The 14,516-nt window shown below is 71.3% G+C and carries 12 protein-coding genes; 3 read left to right on the top strand and 9 right to left on the bottom strand.

What is annotated here, in order from left to right; genetic code table 11:
- Positions 1–40 precede the first annotated feature (40 nt).
- The 3 genes from ICC28_RS02785 to ICC28_RS02795 form a co-directional block, all read right to left on the bottom strand.
- Positions 41–1,834 carry a LytR C-terminal domain-containing protein gene (locus tag ICC28_RS02785; protein ID WP_188286732.1) on the bottom strand — a complete coding sequence of 598 codons (1,794 nt, stop codon included), beginning with the start codon at positions 1,832–1,834 and terminating at the stop codon, positions 41–43.
- 16 nt (positions 1,835–1,850) lie between these two features.
- Complete coding sequence (gene nadD, locus ICC28_RS02790; protein WP_188286733.1) at positions 1,851–2,489, bottom strand: nicotinate-nucleotide adenylyltransferase; 639 nt, start codon at positions 2,487–2,489, stop codon at positions 1,851–1,853.
- An 82-nt stretch (positions 2,490–2,571) separates the two neighbouring features.
- A complete protein-coding gene (locus ICC28_RS02795) occupies positions 2,572–2,736 on the bottom strand; it encodes a hypothetical protein (protein WP_015660428.1) in 165 nt (54 codons plus the stop codon).
- A 281-nt stretch (positions 2,737–3,017) separates the two neighbouring features.
- Here ICC28_RS02795 and ICC28_RS02800 point away from each other — a divergent pair, with 281 nt between their 5' ends.
- Entirely contained in the window at positions 3,018–4,160 is a 1,143-nt protein-coding gene (locus tag ICC28_RS02800) for a M48 family metallopeptidase (RefSeq protein ID WP_188286825.1), read from the top strand.
- A 174-nt stretch (positions 4,161–4,334) separates the two neighbouring features.
- On the opposite strand, the gene ICC28_RS02805 is transcribed toward ICC28_RS02800, so the two are convergent.
- The 5 genes from ICC28_RS02805 to proB all read right to left on the bottom strand — a co-directional run bounded on the left by ICC28_RS02805 (position 4,335) and on the right by proB (position 9,507).
- Entirely contained in the window at positions 4,335–5,405 is a 1,071-nt protein-coding gene (locus ICC28_RS02805) for a hypothetical protein (RefSeq protein ID WP_188286734.1), read from the bottom strand.
- Positions 5,406–5,503: 98 nt separating this feature from the next.
- Positions 5,504–6,109: a hypothetical protein gene (locus ICC28_RS02810; RefSeq protein WP_188286735.1), complete on the bottom strand. Its 606-nt coding sequence runs from the start codon at positions 6,107–6,109 to the stop codon at positions 5,504–5,506.
- Between the two features lie 118 nt (positions 6,110–6,227).
- Positions 6,228–7,514, bottom strand: a complete 1,287-nt coding sequence (locus ICC28_RS02815) for a glutamate-5-semialdehyde dehydrogenase (protein WP_188286736.1) — start codon at positions 7,512–7,514, stop codon at positions 6,228–6,230.
- A 244-nt stretch (positions 7,515–7,758) separates the two neighbouring features.
- Positions 7,759–8,226, bottom strand: a complete 468-nt coding sequence (locus ICC28_RS02820; RefSeq protein WP_188286826.1) for a hypothetical protein — start codon at positions 8,224–8,226, stop codon at positions 7,759–7,761.
- A gap of 174 nt (positions 8,227–8,400) precedes the next feature.
- Positions 8,401–9,507 (bottom strand): glutamate 5-kinase, encoded by a 1,107-nt coding sequence (proB, locus tag ICC28_RS02825; RefSeq protein ID WP_188286737.1) that lies wholly within the window; start codon positions 9,505–9,507, stop codon positions 8,401–8,403.
- A gap of 226 nt (positions 9,508–9,733) precedes the next feature.
- Between proB and ICC28_RS02830 the strand changes: the two genes are divergently transcribed.
- Both ICC28_RS02830 and ICC28_RS02835 read left to right on the top strand, forming a co-directional pair.
- Positions 9,734–11,113 (top strand): polysaccharide pyruvyl transferase family protein, encoded by a 1,380-nt coding sequence (locus ICC28_RS02830; RefSeq protein ID WP_188286738.1) that lies wholly within the window; start codon positions 9,734–9,736, stop codon positions 11,111–11,113.
- A 112-nt stretch (positions 11,114–11,225) separates the two neighbouring features.
- Positions 11,226–13,268 carry a hypothetical protein gene (locus tag ICC28_RS02835; protein ID WP_411158561.1) on the top strand — a complete coding sequence of 681 codons (2,043 nt, stop codon included), beginning with the start codon at positions 11,226–11,228 and terminating at the stop codon, positions 13,266–13,268.
- 4 nt (positions 13,269–13,272) lie between these two features.
- Here the strand turns inward: ICC28_RS02835 and ICC28_RS02840 are convergent, their stop codons facing one another.
- Positions 13,273–14,481, bottom strand: a complete 1,209-nt coding sequence (locus ICC28_RS02840; RefSeq protein WP_188286739.1) for a glycosyltransferase family 2 protein — start codon at positions 14,479–14,481, stop codon at positions 13,273–13,275.
- Positions 14,482–14,516: the final 35 nt, after the last annotated feature.

Here is a 14,516-nt window from a genome sequence, read left to right on the forward strand (position 1 = left end):
ACGTGATTGTCGGCTCACCAGGGGGTGCCGTCCGCCCGGCTCACTGGGACGACGACGGGGCGTAGTCCTGCCCGAGGACCACGGTGACGTTCGCGTTGGAGGAGATCTTGCCCTTGGTGACGGAGCTGGTGGGCAGGCCCAGGGTCTTGGCGACCTCGGTGGCGTTCTCCTTGTCGGCGGCGTCGGCGTAGACCACCTGCGACGCGGTCCGGGCGGCGGAGGCGGTGCCGCCCTCCAGGAAGGTGAAGCCTCCGTTGAGGAGCACCACGCGGGCCTTCTCGGTGTTGTCCTTCACACCACTGGCGTTCTGGACGGACACGCGGACGGCGGCGTCCTTGTCGGGGCTCTTGGCGGTGCCGCCGAGGACGTCCTTGACCACGCTGTCACTGGCCTCGGCGGTCAGTGTGCCGTCGGCCTGCACGGGCAGCAGGGCCGTCTTGTAGTCGCCGCCCTTGGCGAGGTCGGCGAGCTTGGCGAGGAAGGCGCCGAGATCCTTGTCGGTCATCGACGGGTCGAGGATCTGCTGGAGCGTCTGGACGGTGATCGTCGCGGCCTGGGCGTCGGAGGACAGCTTGCGCAGGACGCCCTGCATGACCTGCCCGAACCGCTCCAACTGGGCGTTCTGGGCCTCGCCGGAGGCGCGGTAGGTGGCGTAGGCGACGGCCATCTTGCCGCTGAGGGTCTGCTGCTCGCCCTTGTTCACGAGGGGTGCGGCGCCCTTGGACTTGGCGCCCGGGTCGGGCACGTCGGTGTCGGTGTCGATGTCGATGTTGCCGACGAGGTCGACGAGGTTCTGCAGGTAGGGGGTGTCCAGCCGCCAGGTGCCCTGGATCTGGGTGCCGAGGACCGTGTCGATCGCCTCGCGCGTCCCCGTGGAGCCGTCGTCCTCGACCGACTTGGCGAGCGTGGTCGTGCTGCCGCTGTCGTCGGTGAGGGCGAGGGAGTTGGGCAGCAGCACGGTGGTGCCCTGCTCGGTGGTGGTGTTGTCGACGAGCAGTGCCGTGGAGGTGTCGCCGCTCTTGGTGTCGTGCAGGTGGACGACGACCACGTCGCGCTTCTGGGCGCCGCCGGCCGTGGTGCCGCCGGTGCTGTCGTCGGAGGAGGACAGGCCGGGCAGCTTCCCGGCGTACCAGAGGTAGCCGACGCCGCCGACCGCGCACAGCGCCAGGACGACGACCAGGGCGACGATCCGGCTGCGGGCGCGGCGCCGGGCCTCCTCGCGGCGCTCGGTGCGGTTCTCGGTGAACTTCAGCCAGTCGATGACGTCCTCGGAGTCACCGTCGGGCTCCTCGACGAAGGCGAACTGCTCGGTGCGGTACTCCCGTTGGCCGGGGGCGTCGGGCTCCTCCGCGTCCTGCGCCGGGCCCGCCTGCTGCGGGATGTAGGCGGTCTGCTCGGCCACGCGCTGCTGCCCACCGGCCGCGGCCCGGCCGTAGGGGTCGTACGAGGTCGTGGCGCCGCCACCCGGCTGCCCGTCGGCGGCGTAGGAATCGTAGGAGGGGGCGGGCGACTGTCGGCCGGTGTCGTAGGAGGGGGCGGCGTCCTGGCGACCGGTGTCGTAGAAGGGGGCGGTGTCCTGGCGACCGGTGTCGTAGGAGGGAGCCGGGTCCCGGTGGCCGGTGTCGTAGGGGTCGTACGACGGGACCGGCTGCTGCTGGCCCGTGGCGTACGGGTCGTAGCCGTAGCCCTGCTGAGCGTAAGGGTCGTAGGGCTGCTGAGGGGGCTGCTGCTGGGGGATCTGCCGGTACACCGGCTGTCCGTACTCGTCGTAGCCGACGAGCTCGTACTGGTCGGCCCCGTACTCTGCGCCCCCCGCGTCGTATCGGTCGTTCACCGGTGCCCCTCTCGGCTCAGTCGCCGCGGTACAGCTCGCGCTTGTCGATGTAGCGCACGACTCCGTCCGGCACCAGATACCAGACGGGGTCGCCCTTGGCGACTCTCGCACGGCAGTCTGTGGAGGAGATGGCGAGGGCGGGGACCTCGACGAGCGAGACGCCGTCCTCCGGGAGCCCCGGGTTGGCCAGGTGGTGGCCGGGCCGGGTGACTCCGACGAAGTGCGCGAGGGAGAACAGCTCCTCCGTGTCCCGCCAGGTCAGGATCTGGTCGAGGGCGTCGGCGCCGGTGATGAAGAAGAGGTCCGTGTCGGGGTTGAGCGCGCGCAGGTCGCGCAGGGTGTCCACCGTGTAGGTCGGGCCGCCGCGGTCGATGTCGATGCGGCTCACCGAGAACTGCGGGTTCTCGGCGGTCGCGATGACCGTCATCAGGTAGCGGTCCTCGGCCGGGGAGACGTTGCGGTGGGTCTTCTGCCACGGCTGCCCGGTCGGGACGAACACCACCTCGTCCAGGTGGAACTGCGCGGCGACCTCACTGGCCGCCACGAGGTGCCCGTGGTGGATCGGGTCGAACGTTCCGCCCATGACGCCGAGGCGGCGCTTGCCGCGGTTCGTCGGGGCGTTGCCCGGGCCGGTAGGCATGTCCTGCTCTCCCATGCGTGCAGACCCTACCGGCCCGACCCGTGGGCCACGGTCGCCAGACCCCCGGGAGCACCCCCGGGGCGGTCTCGGCCGGGGTTCAGCGGTCGCGGTTGAAGCGGGTGGTGACCCACAGCAGCAGCATGAGGATGACGAACGCGCCGCCACCGGTCACCAGCGGGTTGAGGCTCTCGTGGTTGCCGCCGTGCTCTCCGCCCTCAGAGGCGAGGGTGACCAACTGGGCAGCGGTGCTGTGGAAGCTCATCTTCGGCAGGACCTATCGGGTGTGGGCGGGATAAAGATGTCGGCCCATCGTAAGCGGGCGGCTCCGCGCCGATCACGCCGACTCCGCCGTTGCGGGGAGAGCCCTCGCTTCCGTGCGCCGGCGCCGAGGCAACTTTCCCCGCGCCTCACTCGTCCTTCCGCGTATACCCCGCGGCAGCTTCTTCGCCGTACTGCCCGTCCACGGGAACTCCGCCTAGGCTGGAGCCTGCTTCGGGGGCTCGAAGGGCCGCACAGGCCACACAGACGCACATGGGGGACCACATGTCCGACGACGGCCACCAGCACAACGGGCACGAGAACGTGCCGAGCAGGCAGCGCAGGCGCTTTCCCGGAATCTCCTCGCGTGCGTACGAGCATCCGGCCGACCGTTCCGCCCTGGTGGCGCTGCGGAAGCTGAGCGGTTTCGACACCGTCTTCAAGGCGCTGAGCGGTCTGCTGCCGGAGCGGAGTCTGCGGCTGCTGTTCCTGTCCGACTCGGTGCGGGTCTCGGACCAGCAGTTCGCGCACCTCAACGACATGCTGCGGGACGCCTGTTACATCCTGGACCTGGAGAAGGTCCCGCCGATGTACGTCAACCAGGACCCGCAGCCGAACGCGATGTGCATCGGACTGGACGAGCCGATCATCGTCGTCACCACGGGGCTCGTCGAGCTGCTCGACGAGGAGGAGATGCGGGCGGTCGTCGGGCACGAGGTGGGCCACGCCCTGTCCGGTCACTCCGTCTACCGGACCATCCTGCTGTTCCTGACCAACCTCGCCATCCGGGTCGCCTGGATCCCGCTGGGCAATGTCGCGATCATGGCGATCGTGACCGCGCTGCGCGAGTGGTTCCGCAAGTCGGAGCTGTCCGCCGACCGGGCCGGCCTGCTGGTCGGGCAGGACCTGACGGCCTCCATGCGCGGCCTGATGAAGATCGCCGGTGGCAACCATCTGCACGAGATGAACGTGGACGCGTTCCTCGCGCAGGCCAAGGAGTACGAGGCCGGGGGCGACCTGCGCGACTCCGTGCTGAAGATCCTCAACGTGCTGCCGCGTTCCCACCCGTTCACCACGGTGCGGGCCGCCGAGCTGAAGAAGTGGGCGGAGTCGCGGGACTATCAGCGGATCATGGACGGCCACTACCCGCGGCGCTCGGAGGACAAGGACACGTCGGTGACGGACTCGTTCCGTGATTCGGCGGCCCACTACGCCACGCATGTGAAGTCCTCCAAGGACCCGCTGATGAAGCTGGTCAGCGACATCGCCGGCGGGGCCGGGGACCTGGGCGGCCGGGTGCGACGGGGCTTCGGCGGCTTCGCGGGCGGAGGCGGCGCGGCCGGCGGCTCGGGCGGTTCCGGCGGTCCGGGCGGCTCAGCACCGAAGGACCAGCCGCCCACGGACACGCCTCCGCGGGACGAGGACTGAGGGCCCCAGCAGCACAGAGGCTCAGCAACCCCGGCGGCTCGGCAGCGCGCAGGTCAGTGAACGAGCCGCGCCCCGGGCCGCCAGCCGTCCCATCGGCACATCGGCCTGCCGCCCGCTGCCCAGCCCGTAGGCCCATCGACCCGCCAGCCAACCCTCCGTCCCACCACCCCAGGCTCACACCCGCGGCTGTGCGCTCTGGGCCAGTGACCCGCACAAGGCCGTCGCGCTGCCCGTCGCGTACGGGTCGGTGCCGGCCGGGCCGCCCGACTTGGCGGTCTGGCCGGCGAGCAGCGGGCGCAGCCGGTTCGCGGAGTCGTCGGCGCAGGACAGCGGGCCCGCCTGGACGTAGGAGACGACCAGCTGGGTCTGGCGCATGCGCAGGTCGTCGTGGTCGAAGCGGAAGTGCAGCTCGCGCCGCACGGTGAACAGGGACGCCTCGGCCCGCGACCCGCCGCCCGCGGGACGCAGCGCGTACACGAAGGTGTGGTCAGCGGTGACCTCCAGCGTGGACGAGTCGGTCTCGGCCGCATGGAGGCTGCCCTGGACCCGGATCCTGCGGTCGGCGAGTTCGACCTTGTCCGGGTCGAAGCGGACCAGCCAGCCGGTGGGCGCGTGCCGCCCGTCGGCGGCCGGGTGGTCGAAACTCTGGTCGAACTGGTCGAGTTGGTCCGAATCGAGCAGGACGCGCACCGGTCGGACCTGGTCCCCGATGACCACCTCGGGGTGGAGCGCCGACCGGACGATGTAGTCCTTGACCACGGTCAGGGCGCCCACGACCTGGCTGTCCGAGAAGTGCGCGGTGTTCCGGGAGGCGGGCAGCGGAACGCCCTCGGCGCCGATCCGGTACTGGGCGGCGGGGCTCTGGGCGTACAGCGTCTCGATGTCGGTGGAGCCGGGCACCTTGCCCTGGGGCGCCAGCGGTATGACGGTCATCCGCAGGGGTTCGACGGGCTGCTGGGCGGCCGGTGTCCGGTAGGGGTGGCGGGCACCCATGTAGATCGCGGTGCCGAAGGCGATGGCGATCAGCAGGACGAGGACGAACACCTGCCGGGACAGTCCTCGGCGCACGGGCGGACGGCGGCGCACGGCGGGCGCGTGGTCGGCCAGGCGCTCGTGGGCGGAGAACTCCTGGAGCCGGGCAGCGCGGACGAACGACTCGTCGAAGACGACGGATCGGTACTCCTCCTCGCCACCTCCGGGTCCACCCTCGGGCGTCCCCTCAGATGGGTCTCCAGGCCCTCCCATACCTTCAGGGTAGGTCTCGGGGAGCTCGGGTAAACGCCCGGCCGCGACAAGTTCTGACAGGTTCTCACCACGATGGTCCGGTTCCGGCCGGGGTGGATTCAGGGGGTGCGGGGGATCGCCGACGCCGCCGGCTGGGAGTAGTCGGCGGAGGCCGAGGGCACCACCGCACCGCCCTGTTCCAGGCCCGTGGAGGCCGGTGGGGGCGGTACCTGTTCGCCGTTGTCCGAGGAGGCGCCCCGGTAGACCGCCGTGAAGGCCAGCGCGACCATGCCGATGCCCATCACGAGGGCCAGCAGCCAGGCGACGGGACGGTGCCAGCGGATCTGCTTGCCGTAGGTGCCCGGAGCGCCGTGGCGGCTGTCGAGAACGTCGGGGTCGTCCGGGTCGCCGAAGTCCGGATCCTGGCCGAAACCGCCGCGGCCGTCGGGGCCGTATCCGTCCTCGTACCGCTCGCTGCGGCGATGGGTCCGGCGGGCCTCGGCCTCGGAGGCCTCCGCTCTCGCCTGGGCGGCGGCCAGGAGGCGTTCGACGGCGGTCGGCTCGTGCACCGCGGCCGCCTGTACGAAGGCCTCGTCGAAGACCACGGAGGCGAACTCTTCGTCCGACACCCCGCGGTCGTGGTCGTCGTCGGGCTCCCAGCCGTCAGGGAACGGCGTGCCCCCCACGTCCTCCGGCACGGATCCAGAGTAGTCCTGGGGGGTCATTTTGGGCAGACGGTAGAGAAATTCATCCATCTCGTGAGACGCCGCTCATGCGACTTTCGAGCGGCGCACGCGCGCGGCAGGGGCGCCTGCCGCGCGCTCATGCGCCGCACGGCAGGCGTCAGCGCCGCACGTGTCCGTCGCCGGTCACGATGTACTTGGTGCTGGTCAGCTCCGGCAGGCCCATCGGCCCGCGCGCGTGCAGCTTCTGCGTGGAGATGCCGATCTCCGCGCCGAAGCCGAACTGGCCGCCGTCCGTGAAGCGGGTCGAGGCGTTGACCGCGACCGTGGTGGAGTCGACCAGCTGGGTGAAGCGGCGGGCGGCCTGCTGGGAGGTGGTCACGATGGCCTCGGTGTGACCGGAGGTCCACAGCCGGATGTGCTCGACGGCCTTGTCCAGGGAGTCCACGACGGCGGCGGCGATGTCGTAGGAGAGGTACTCCGTCTCCCAGTCCTCCGGGGTGGCCTCCACGACCGTCGCCCGGGAGTCCTTGGCGTACGCCATGACCCGCTCGTCGGCGTGCACGGTGACCCCGGCGTCCGCGAGGGCGTCCAGGGCCCGGGGCAGGAACTCGGCGGCGATGTCCTGGTGGACCAGCAGGGTCTCGGCGGCGTTGCAGACACTCACCCGGTGGGCCTTGGAGTTGATCAGGATCTCGACGGCCGTCTCGAGGTCGGCGTCGGCGTCGACGTAGACGTGGCAGTTGCCGGTGCCGGTCTCGATGACCGGGACGGTGGAGTCGTTGACGACCGTCCGGATCAGCGAGGCGCCGCCGCGCGGGATCAGGACGTCGACCAGGCCGCGGGCGCGCATCAGCTCGCGCACGCTCTCCCGGCTCTGCCCGGGTACGAGCTGGACGGCGTCGGCGGGCAGCCCGGCGCCGCCGACGGCGTCGCGGATGACCCGGACGAGGGCGGAGTTGGACTCGTAGGCGGAGGCGGAGCCGCGCAGCAGGACGGCGTTGCCGGACTTCAGGCAGAGGGCGGCGGCGTCCACGGTGACGTTCGGGCGGGCCTCGTAGATGATGCCGACGACGCCGAGGGGGACGCGGACCTGGCGCAGGTCGATGCCGTTGGGCAGGGTCGAGCCGCGCACGACCTCGCCGACCGGGTCGGGCAGCGCGACGACGTCCCGTACGTCGGAGGCGATGGCGCGCACGCGCTCGGGGGTCAGCGTCAGCCGGTCGATGATCGCCTCGCTGGTACCGGCCTCGCGGGCGGCGGCGATGTCCTTGGCGTTGGCCTCGACGATCTCGCTCGTGCGGACCTCCAGGGCGTCCGCGATGGCGAGCAGCGCGTCGTCCTTGGCAGCCCGCGGCAGCGGGGCGAGGTCGGCTGCGGCGGCCTTGGCGCGGTAGGCGGTCTGGGTGACCGGGGTCATGGAGTCGTACGGCGAGAGCGAGGTCATGAGGGAAGGGTAGTGCGCCGGACGGGCCGGTTCACCGGTTGTTCCACACCGCGAGACAAGCCACCCGAAGGTCACGCAAAAGGGATCCTCCAGAGCCGCCCGACGGCCACCCGAAGACCACTCAAGACGACCGCCCGAAGCTCCCCCTCGGCACGACCACCCGAAGCCCCCTCGGCACAGCCACCCGACGCCCCCGGAGCGGCCACCCGAAGCCCCCTCGGCGGCACAGCCACCCGAAGGTCGCTCAATAGGGATGCACGCCCACCGGGCTGGCCGGCGGCGGCCCGTACCCCTCCGCGATGCGCTGGTGGTAGGTCGCGCGGTCGATGACCTCCAGGCCGACGATCTCCCAGGGCGGCAGCCCGGCGGTCTGGCGGTGCTCGCCCCACAGGCGCAGCGCGACGGCGGCCGCGTCGTGCAGGTCGCGGGCCTCCTCCCAGTACCGGATCTCCGCGTGGTCGTTCGCGTATCGGCTGGTCAGCAGGAAGGGGTGGTCGTGGGCGAGCTGCTCCAGGGCGCGCCGCACCTCCTTCAGGGGGGCCTCGGCGCCGGAGACGCTGAGGGTGACGTGCCACAGCCGGGGCAGTTCCTCGGGCTCGCCGCCGCCGGCCCGCTCGCCGGTCGCGACGCTGGTCAGTGCGCGCTCCTCGCCGGCCGCGCGGGAGGGAGGCCCGCCGGTGCCACCGCCGGAGGCCGCCACCCCAGGGCGCACTCGTCTCACGACGGCCTCCTTCGTCCAACGGTCGAGCAGCGCTCGTTGCGGATTGTGTCCCTGAGACAAAGTTGAGCAGGCCGCAAGCAGTTCTGTGGCGCTTTTTCGGAACGTCCACCTCACGGCGACAGCTTCGCCGGGGCGTTCACCCTGTTTTCGGACGGATGACGCCCGTCAGGGATGCAGAACGACCAGATCGTCGCGGTGGACGACCTCGCGTTCGTACGCCGGTCCGAGCTCGCGCGCCAGTTCCCGGGTGGAACGGCCGATCAGCTGGGGGATCTCCTTGGCGTCGAAGCTGACCAGCCCGCGCGCGACGGCCCGTCCGGCGGCGTCACGCAGTTCGACCGGGTCGCCCGCGCTGAACTCGCCCTCCACGGCCGCGATGCCGGCCGGCAGCAGCGACTTGCGCCGCTCGACGACCGCACGCACGGCCCCGTCGTCGAGGGTGAGCGACCCCTGCGGGGTGGAGGCGTGCTGCAGCCACAGCAGCCGGTCGGCGGACCGCTTGCCCGTGGCGTGGAAGTAGGTGCCGGTGTCGCCGCCGGAGAGCGCGTAGGCCGCGTGGACCGCGCTGGTCAGCACCACGGGAATGCCGGCGGCGGCCGCGATCCGGGCGGCCTCGACCTTGGTGACCATGCCGCCGGTGCCGACCCCGGCCTTCCCCGCGCTGCCGATCTCCACGTGCGCGAGGTCCGCGGGCCCCCGTACCTCCGCTATCCGCGAGGTTCCCGGCCTGCTGGGGTCGCCGTCGTACACGCCGTCCACGTCGGACAGGAGCACCAGCAGGTCGGCCCGGACCAGGTGGGCGACGAGCGCGGCGAGGCGGTCGTTGTCGCCGAAGCGGATCTCGTCGGTGGCGACGGTGTCGTTCTCGTTGACGACCGGGAGGGCGCCCATCGCGAGGAGCTTGTCGAGGGTGCGGGAGGCGTTGCGGTGGTGGGCGCGGCGGCTCATGTCGTCGGAGGTGAGCAGCACCTGGCCGACGCGGACGCCGTAGCGGGCGAAGGAGGCGGTGTAGCGGGCGACGAGCAGGCCCTGGCCGACGCTGGCGGCGGCCTGCTGGCGGGCGAGGTCCTTGGGCCGGCGACGCAGTCCCAGCGGGGCGAGACCGGCCGCGATGGCGCCGGAGGAAACGAGAACAATCTCACGTTCTCCGCCGCTGCGGCTCTTGGCGAGGACGTCGACGAGGGCGTCGACCCGGTCCGCGTCGAGCCCTCCGGACGCGGTGGTCAGCGAGGAGGAACCCACCTTGACGACGATCCTGCGGGCCTCGGTCACAGCCTGCCTTACGCCTTCCACCTGCGGTTCCGTCCCCTCACCGTTCGACTGCCAGGCAATCTACGCGAAGGGGGCCCGAGGGCGCGCGCCGGTCCAGCCCCCGGACAGCCGTAGCGTAATCATTCACTCACGCCCTGCGTATGGCAAAAAGGTTGTACGGGTTCCATATAGAAATGAAAGACTCCCTAAACTTAGTCTGGACTTTGTGTCATCGAATGTTCCCCCCATGCAGCGCATCCTCCTCAGATCGGGGAAGAGCCCCTACGACGTCGTCCCCGTGGAGGAAGCCCTCCACCGTGACGTGATCGCCACCAACTCCGGCAACCTGATCTTCAGTGATGCCACCCACAAGATCCTGGAGACGCCCGGCACCGAGGTCGTCTCGAACGGCATCAGGACGGACGTCAAGGCCGCAGGGAGGATCAACGACCAGTACGACGCCTTCGTCGTACCGCTCGCCAACGCCTTCCGGCCGTCGTTCGAGGCGTCGCTGAAGCGGATGACACAGCTCATCAGCAAGCTGAAGATACCGGTCGTCGTGGTCGGCGTCGGCGCCCAGACCGGGCTCGGCTACGACCCGGCGCGCCTGAAGCCCATCGAGAAGTCGGTACGCGCGTTCGTCTCGGCGGTCCTGGACCGCAGCGCCTCCATCGGCGTGCGCGGCGAGTTCACCGAGCAGTACCTCAAGGACATGGGTTTCCGGGACGTCGAGGTCATCGGCTGCCCGTCGCTGTTCATGTACGGCAAGGACCTCGCCGTACGGAAGGGCGTGCCCGCGCTCACCGCCGAGTCGCGCATCGCGATCAACGGCTCGCACAGCGCGGTGCAGTCCCAGGGCCTGGACCGGGTCATCGCAGCCGCGCACGAGCGCTACCCCCACCTGCGCTACATCGGCCAGAACCTCAGCGACGCCCAGCAGCTGCACTGGCGGGACCTGTCCCACCCGAACGGCAGGATCACGGCGATGCCGACGCATCCGGACCACCCGATGTACCGGGAGGACAAGGCGCGCGTCTACATCGACCCGATCACCTGGATCGACGACCTGCGCGAGTTCGACTACTCGTTCGGCTCCCGCATCCACGGCAACATCGCGGCGCTGCTGGCCGGCACGCCCGCGACCGTGCTGTGCAGCGACTCGCGCACGCTGGAGCTCTGCCGCTACTTCGACATCCCGCACCGCAGGATCGACCAGCTCGCCAAGGGCGAGGTCGTCGACCCGGCGGAGCTGTACGCGGAGTCCGACTACTCCGCGCTGGTCGACGGCCACCACGAGCGGTTCGAGCGGTTCACGGGCTTCCTGGACCGCAACGGCCTGCGCAACACGTTCACGCACGGTGACGGCGGGGCGGCGTTCGAGAAGCGCATGCGCTCCCTGTCCTTCCCGCCCGGCGTCCGCCCCTGGATCGACAGCGACCCCGCGACCCTCGCCTCCCGGTTCGGCTGGCTGCAGACGCGCATCGGCGCGCTCTCCGCGGAGAACGCCAAGCTGAAGAAGCAGCTGGCCCAGAAGCCCGCGCCGGTGGTCGTCCAGGCCCAGCAGCCGACCTCCGTCTACCGGCGGGCCCGCCGGGCGATGGGCAGGGCGATCCAGACAGGGCGTTAGCCCGTACCCGGCCGTCATTCCAAGGCCAAGAACCCGGACACCCGCGTGTCGTCGGGAGGCAGGCGCGCGTTAACCCGGACGCACGTTCTGCGCCGACCTTGGAGTGACCGCCGTGCCTCTACCTCCCCTCCGTCCGCTCCTGCGCCCCCGGCTCCCGGTGAAGGCGCTGGTGGCGGCCGCCCTGGGCGCCGCCTTCTGCGCCCAGGCCGTGGCCGCGCTGCTTCCCCACGTCCCGCTGCTGCTCGCGGCCACCGCCACCGCGCTGGCCGTCGAGGGCGTGCTGTTCCGGTGGCAGCGGGGCATGCTGGCGGTGTTCGCCAAGTCGCACGCGGACATCACCGTGCGGCACGTAGTGCGGGACCTGCTGCTGGTGGTCGGTCTGCTGCGGCTGGGCGGGCAGGAGCGGGAGACGGTGTACGCCCCGCTCGTCGCCGGTCTGCTGGCCTTCTACGCGCTGCACTGCGCGATCCAGGCCGTCTCCGTCCTGGTCCGCCGCACCCGCACCCTACCGGTGGTGACCCGGAACATCGACGCCTCCGCGCTGCGGCTGTCCCCCGCGCCACCGCTCCTGCTGCGCCGCCCCGGCCCCCGGCTGCTGGTCTACGGCCTGCCCTCGACGGCGGGCCTGCTGGGCACCGCGGCCACCGCCGACCCGCGCTGCGCGGCCCTGGGCATCGCGCTGTCCCTGGGCCTTTCCCTGGTGGGCCTGTCCGGCCTGCTGCTGCGGCTGCTGCCGGGCCGCCGCCCGGCGGGCGAGCAGGAGGTGCTGAGGTGGCTGGACGCGTGGCTGGCGGAGTACCGGCCGACCGTCGGGCTGTACTTCTCCGGCGGCACGTCCTCGGCCTACCAGGCGAACATGTGGCTGGAGCCGATCGCGCGGCTGGACGGGCGCCCGCTGATCGTGCTGCGCGAGCGGTTCATGGTGCAGAAGATCGCGCCCACCGACATCCCCATCCTGTGTCTGCCCAGGGTCTCCACGCTGATGCGGCTGGAGCAGTCCACCCTCCAGGTCCTCATCCACCCGTCGAACTCCGGCAAGACCTCCCAGGTGCTGCGCATCCCGACGCTCAAGCACACCTTCGTCAACCACGGCGAGAGCGACAAGCTGTCCTCCTGCAATCCGTACGCGAAGGCCTACGACGAGGTGTGGGTGGCCGGTCCGGCGGCGCGTGAGCGGTACGCGCTGGCCGAGGTCGGCGTCGAGGACAAGGACGTGGTGGAGATCGGCCGCCCGCAGCTGGACGCCGTACGGCGGTACGCGGGGCCGCCGACCGGGCCGTACACCACCGTGCTGTACGCGCCGACCTGGGAGGGCTGGGACGGGAACCCGGGCAACACCTCGGTGGTCGAGGCCGGGGAGAACCTCGTGCGGGCGCTGCTGGCGGATCCGGGGGTACGGCTGCTGTACAAGCCGCATCCGCTGACCGGCTCGGTCGATCCGCGGGCCGGGGCGGCCGATCTGCGGATCCGGGAGCTGGTGCGGGCGGCGAACCGGGAGCGGTCGGGGGAACGTCCCGCTGACGACGGCGAACTGGCCCGGCTGACGCGGGAGTTGGACCGGCTGACCACGTCCGGCTTCCGGGCTCGGGCGGACCAGGTGGAGCGGATGATGGTGCAGTCGACGCCCGAGGCGGGGCGCGCGCAGGCGGTGGCGCGGGCCACGGCCGCCTGGGAGGAGGCCTACTGGGCGGCGCTGCCCGAGTGGGAGCACCAGGTCGTCACGGACGTCCGGCCCACGCTGTTCTCCTGCTTCGACCGGTCCGATCTGCTGATCAGCGATGTGTCGAGCGTGATCAGCGACTTCCTGGCGAGTGAGAAGCCGTACGCGGTGGCCAACACCAGCGGGCTCGCGGAGGACGTGTTCCGCAAGACCTTCCCGACCGTACGGGCGGCGACCGTGCTGACGCCGGACGCGGCCGGGGTGCCGACGCTGCTGGCGGCGGTGCGGGATCCGGAGAAGGACGAACTGGCTGCCGCGCGGGCCGAGTTGAAGCGCCATCTGCTCGGTCCGGCCGAGCCGAGCGCCCAGGAGCGGTTCAACACGGCCGTACAGGAGCTGGGTTCGGCCGCCCGGGAGCACCGGGCGCGGATGGCCGAGCGGCTGGCGGCGGAGGTACCGGAGCAACGGCAGGAGGACGCGCCCGCCCGCACGTGAACCGTCAGGCGGTCGCGGTCCGGCCGGTCGACCGCAGCAACCGGCGTGCCTTGCCCAGCGCCCGGCGCATGAAGGTGTCGATGCCGCCCTCCCGGTAGCCCGGGAAGGCGCGGGCCTCGCGGGGCTCGGCGAGGTACACGGAGTCGGGGACGCCGGCCTTGGCGTCGCGGAAGTACGGGTAGGCGAGGTACAGGCGGCGGCCCTTCTTCTCCAGGAGGGCCGTCGGCTGCTTCTTGGCCTTGGCGAACTTCAGGACCTCCAGGAGGAGTTCGGGCTGCTGCCGGGCCACCAGGTGCAGGCGCAGCCGCTGCTCGACCTTGACACGGCGGGCGACGTCCTCGTTCCAGTAGGCCGCCATCAGCGGCGCGGCCAGTTCGAACTTGTGCCGCCGGACCTCCTTGCTGTCCTTGAGGAACTTCGGGCCGAACTGCGGCAGCAGGGTGACGGTGAAGGGGCGGACCATGAGCACGTCGCGCTTGGGGCCCGGGGGGCACATCCGCGCGATCAGGTCCATCAGGGCGCGCGCGGAGTCGAAGCGCAGGGCGTAGCCGCCGCTCTTCGTCACGTGCTTGCCGTCCTCGCGGCCCACCAGGTAGTAGCAGGTGTAGTCGGCGAGCACGGAGACGCCGTCGGCCCGCAGGTAGGCCTCCATCGTGAACAGGGCGTCCTCGCCGGTCCACAGGGACTCGTCGAACCGCATGCCGTGCCGGTCCAGCAGCGCGCGGCGGAACAGCTTCTGGGCGCTGAGCGTGAACTTGATGTTGGAGGACCAGACGTCGGTGCGGTCCAGCGTGCGGCCCCACATCGACTTCGGGGGGTTGCGGTTGATGCCCTCGACCCTGCCGAGGACGACGTCCGTGCCGTTGCGGTCGGCCATGGCGACCATCCGCTCCAGGGCCTCGGCGCCGAGCCGGTCGTCGGCGTCCAGGAAGAAGACGTAGCGTCCGGTGGCCTTGCCGAGGCCGACGTTGCGCGGGCCGCTGGGGCCGCCGGAGTTCTCCTGCCGGATCACGGTGACCTGCATGGGGGCGCGGGCCGCGAACTCCTCCAGGTACTCCCCCGTGCCGTCGGTCGAGCCGTCGTCGACCGCGATGACCTCGATGCGGGTCGCGTCCATGGTCTGCGCCTCGACGGACGCCAGGCACTCGACGAGATACGGCATCGCCTCGTAGGCACCGATGATCACGCTGACGTCGGGCTGGGTCACGGTCACTCGGTTCCCCTTGGTAAACGGAAGGTTTTCTCCCG

Origin of the sequence: Streptomyces sp. TRM68416, assembly GCF_014596915.1 — a bacterium.
In the GTDB taxonomy this organism is placed as follows: Bacteria; Actinomycetota; Actinomycetes; order Streptomycetales; family Streptomycetaceae; genus Streptomyces.

Bases quoted from the DNA above. Each gene is read 5' to 3' on its own strand.
- nadD (WP_188286733.1), bottom strand. From the start codon at position 2,489: ATGGGAGAGCAGGACATGCCTACCGGCCCGGGCAACGCCCCGACGAAC.
- ICC28_RS02795 (WP_015660428.1), bottom strand. From the start codon at position 2,736: ATGAGCTTCCACAGCACCGCTGCCCAGTTGGTCACCCTCGCCTCTGAG.
- ICC28_RS02800 (WP_188286825.1), top strand. From the start codon at position 3,018: ATGTCCGACGACGGCCACCAGCACAACGGGCACGAGAACGTGCCGAGC.
- ICC28_RS02805 (WP_188286734.1), bottom strand. From the start codon at position 5,405: ATGGGAGGGCCTGGAGACCCATCTGAGGGGACGCCCGAGGGTGGACCC.
- ICC28_RS02810 (WP_188286735.1), bottom strand. From the start codon at position 6,109: ATGACCCCCCAGGACTACTCTGGATCCGTGCCGGAGGACGTGGGGGGC.
- ICC28_RS02815 (WP_188286736.1), bottom strand. From the start codon at position 7,514: ATGACCTCGCTCTCGCCGTACGACTCCATGACCCCGGTCACCCAGACC.
- ICC28_RS02830 (WP_188286738.1), top strand. From the start codon at position 9,734: ATGCAGCGCATCCTCCTCAGATCGGGGAAGAGCCCCTACGACGTCGTC.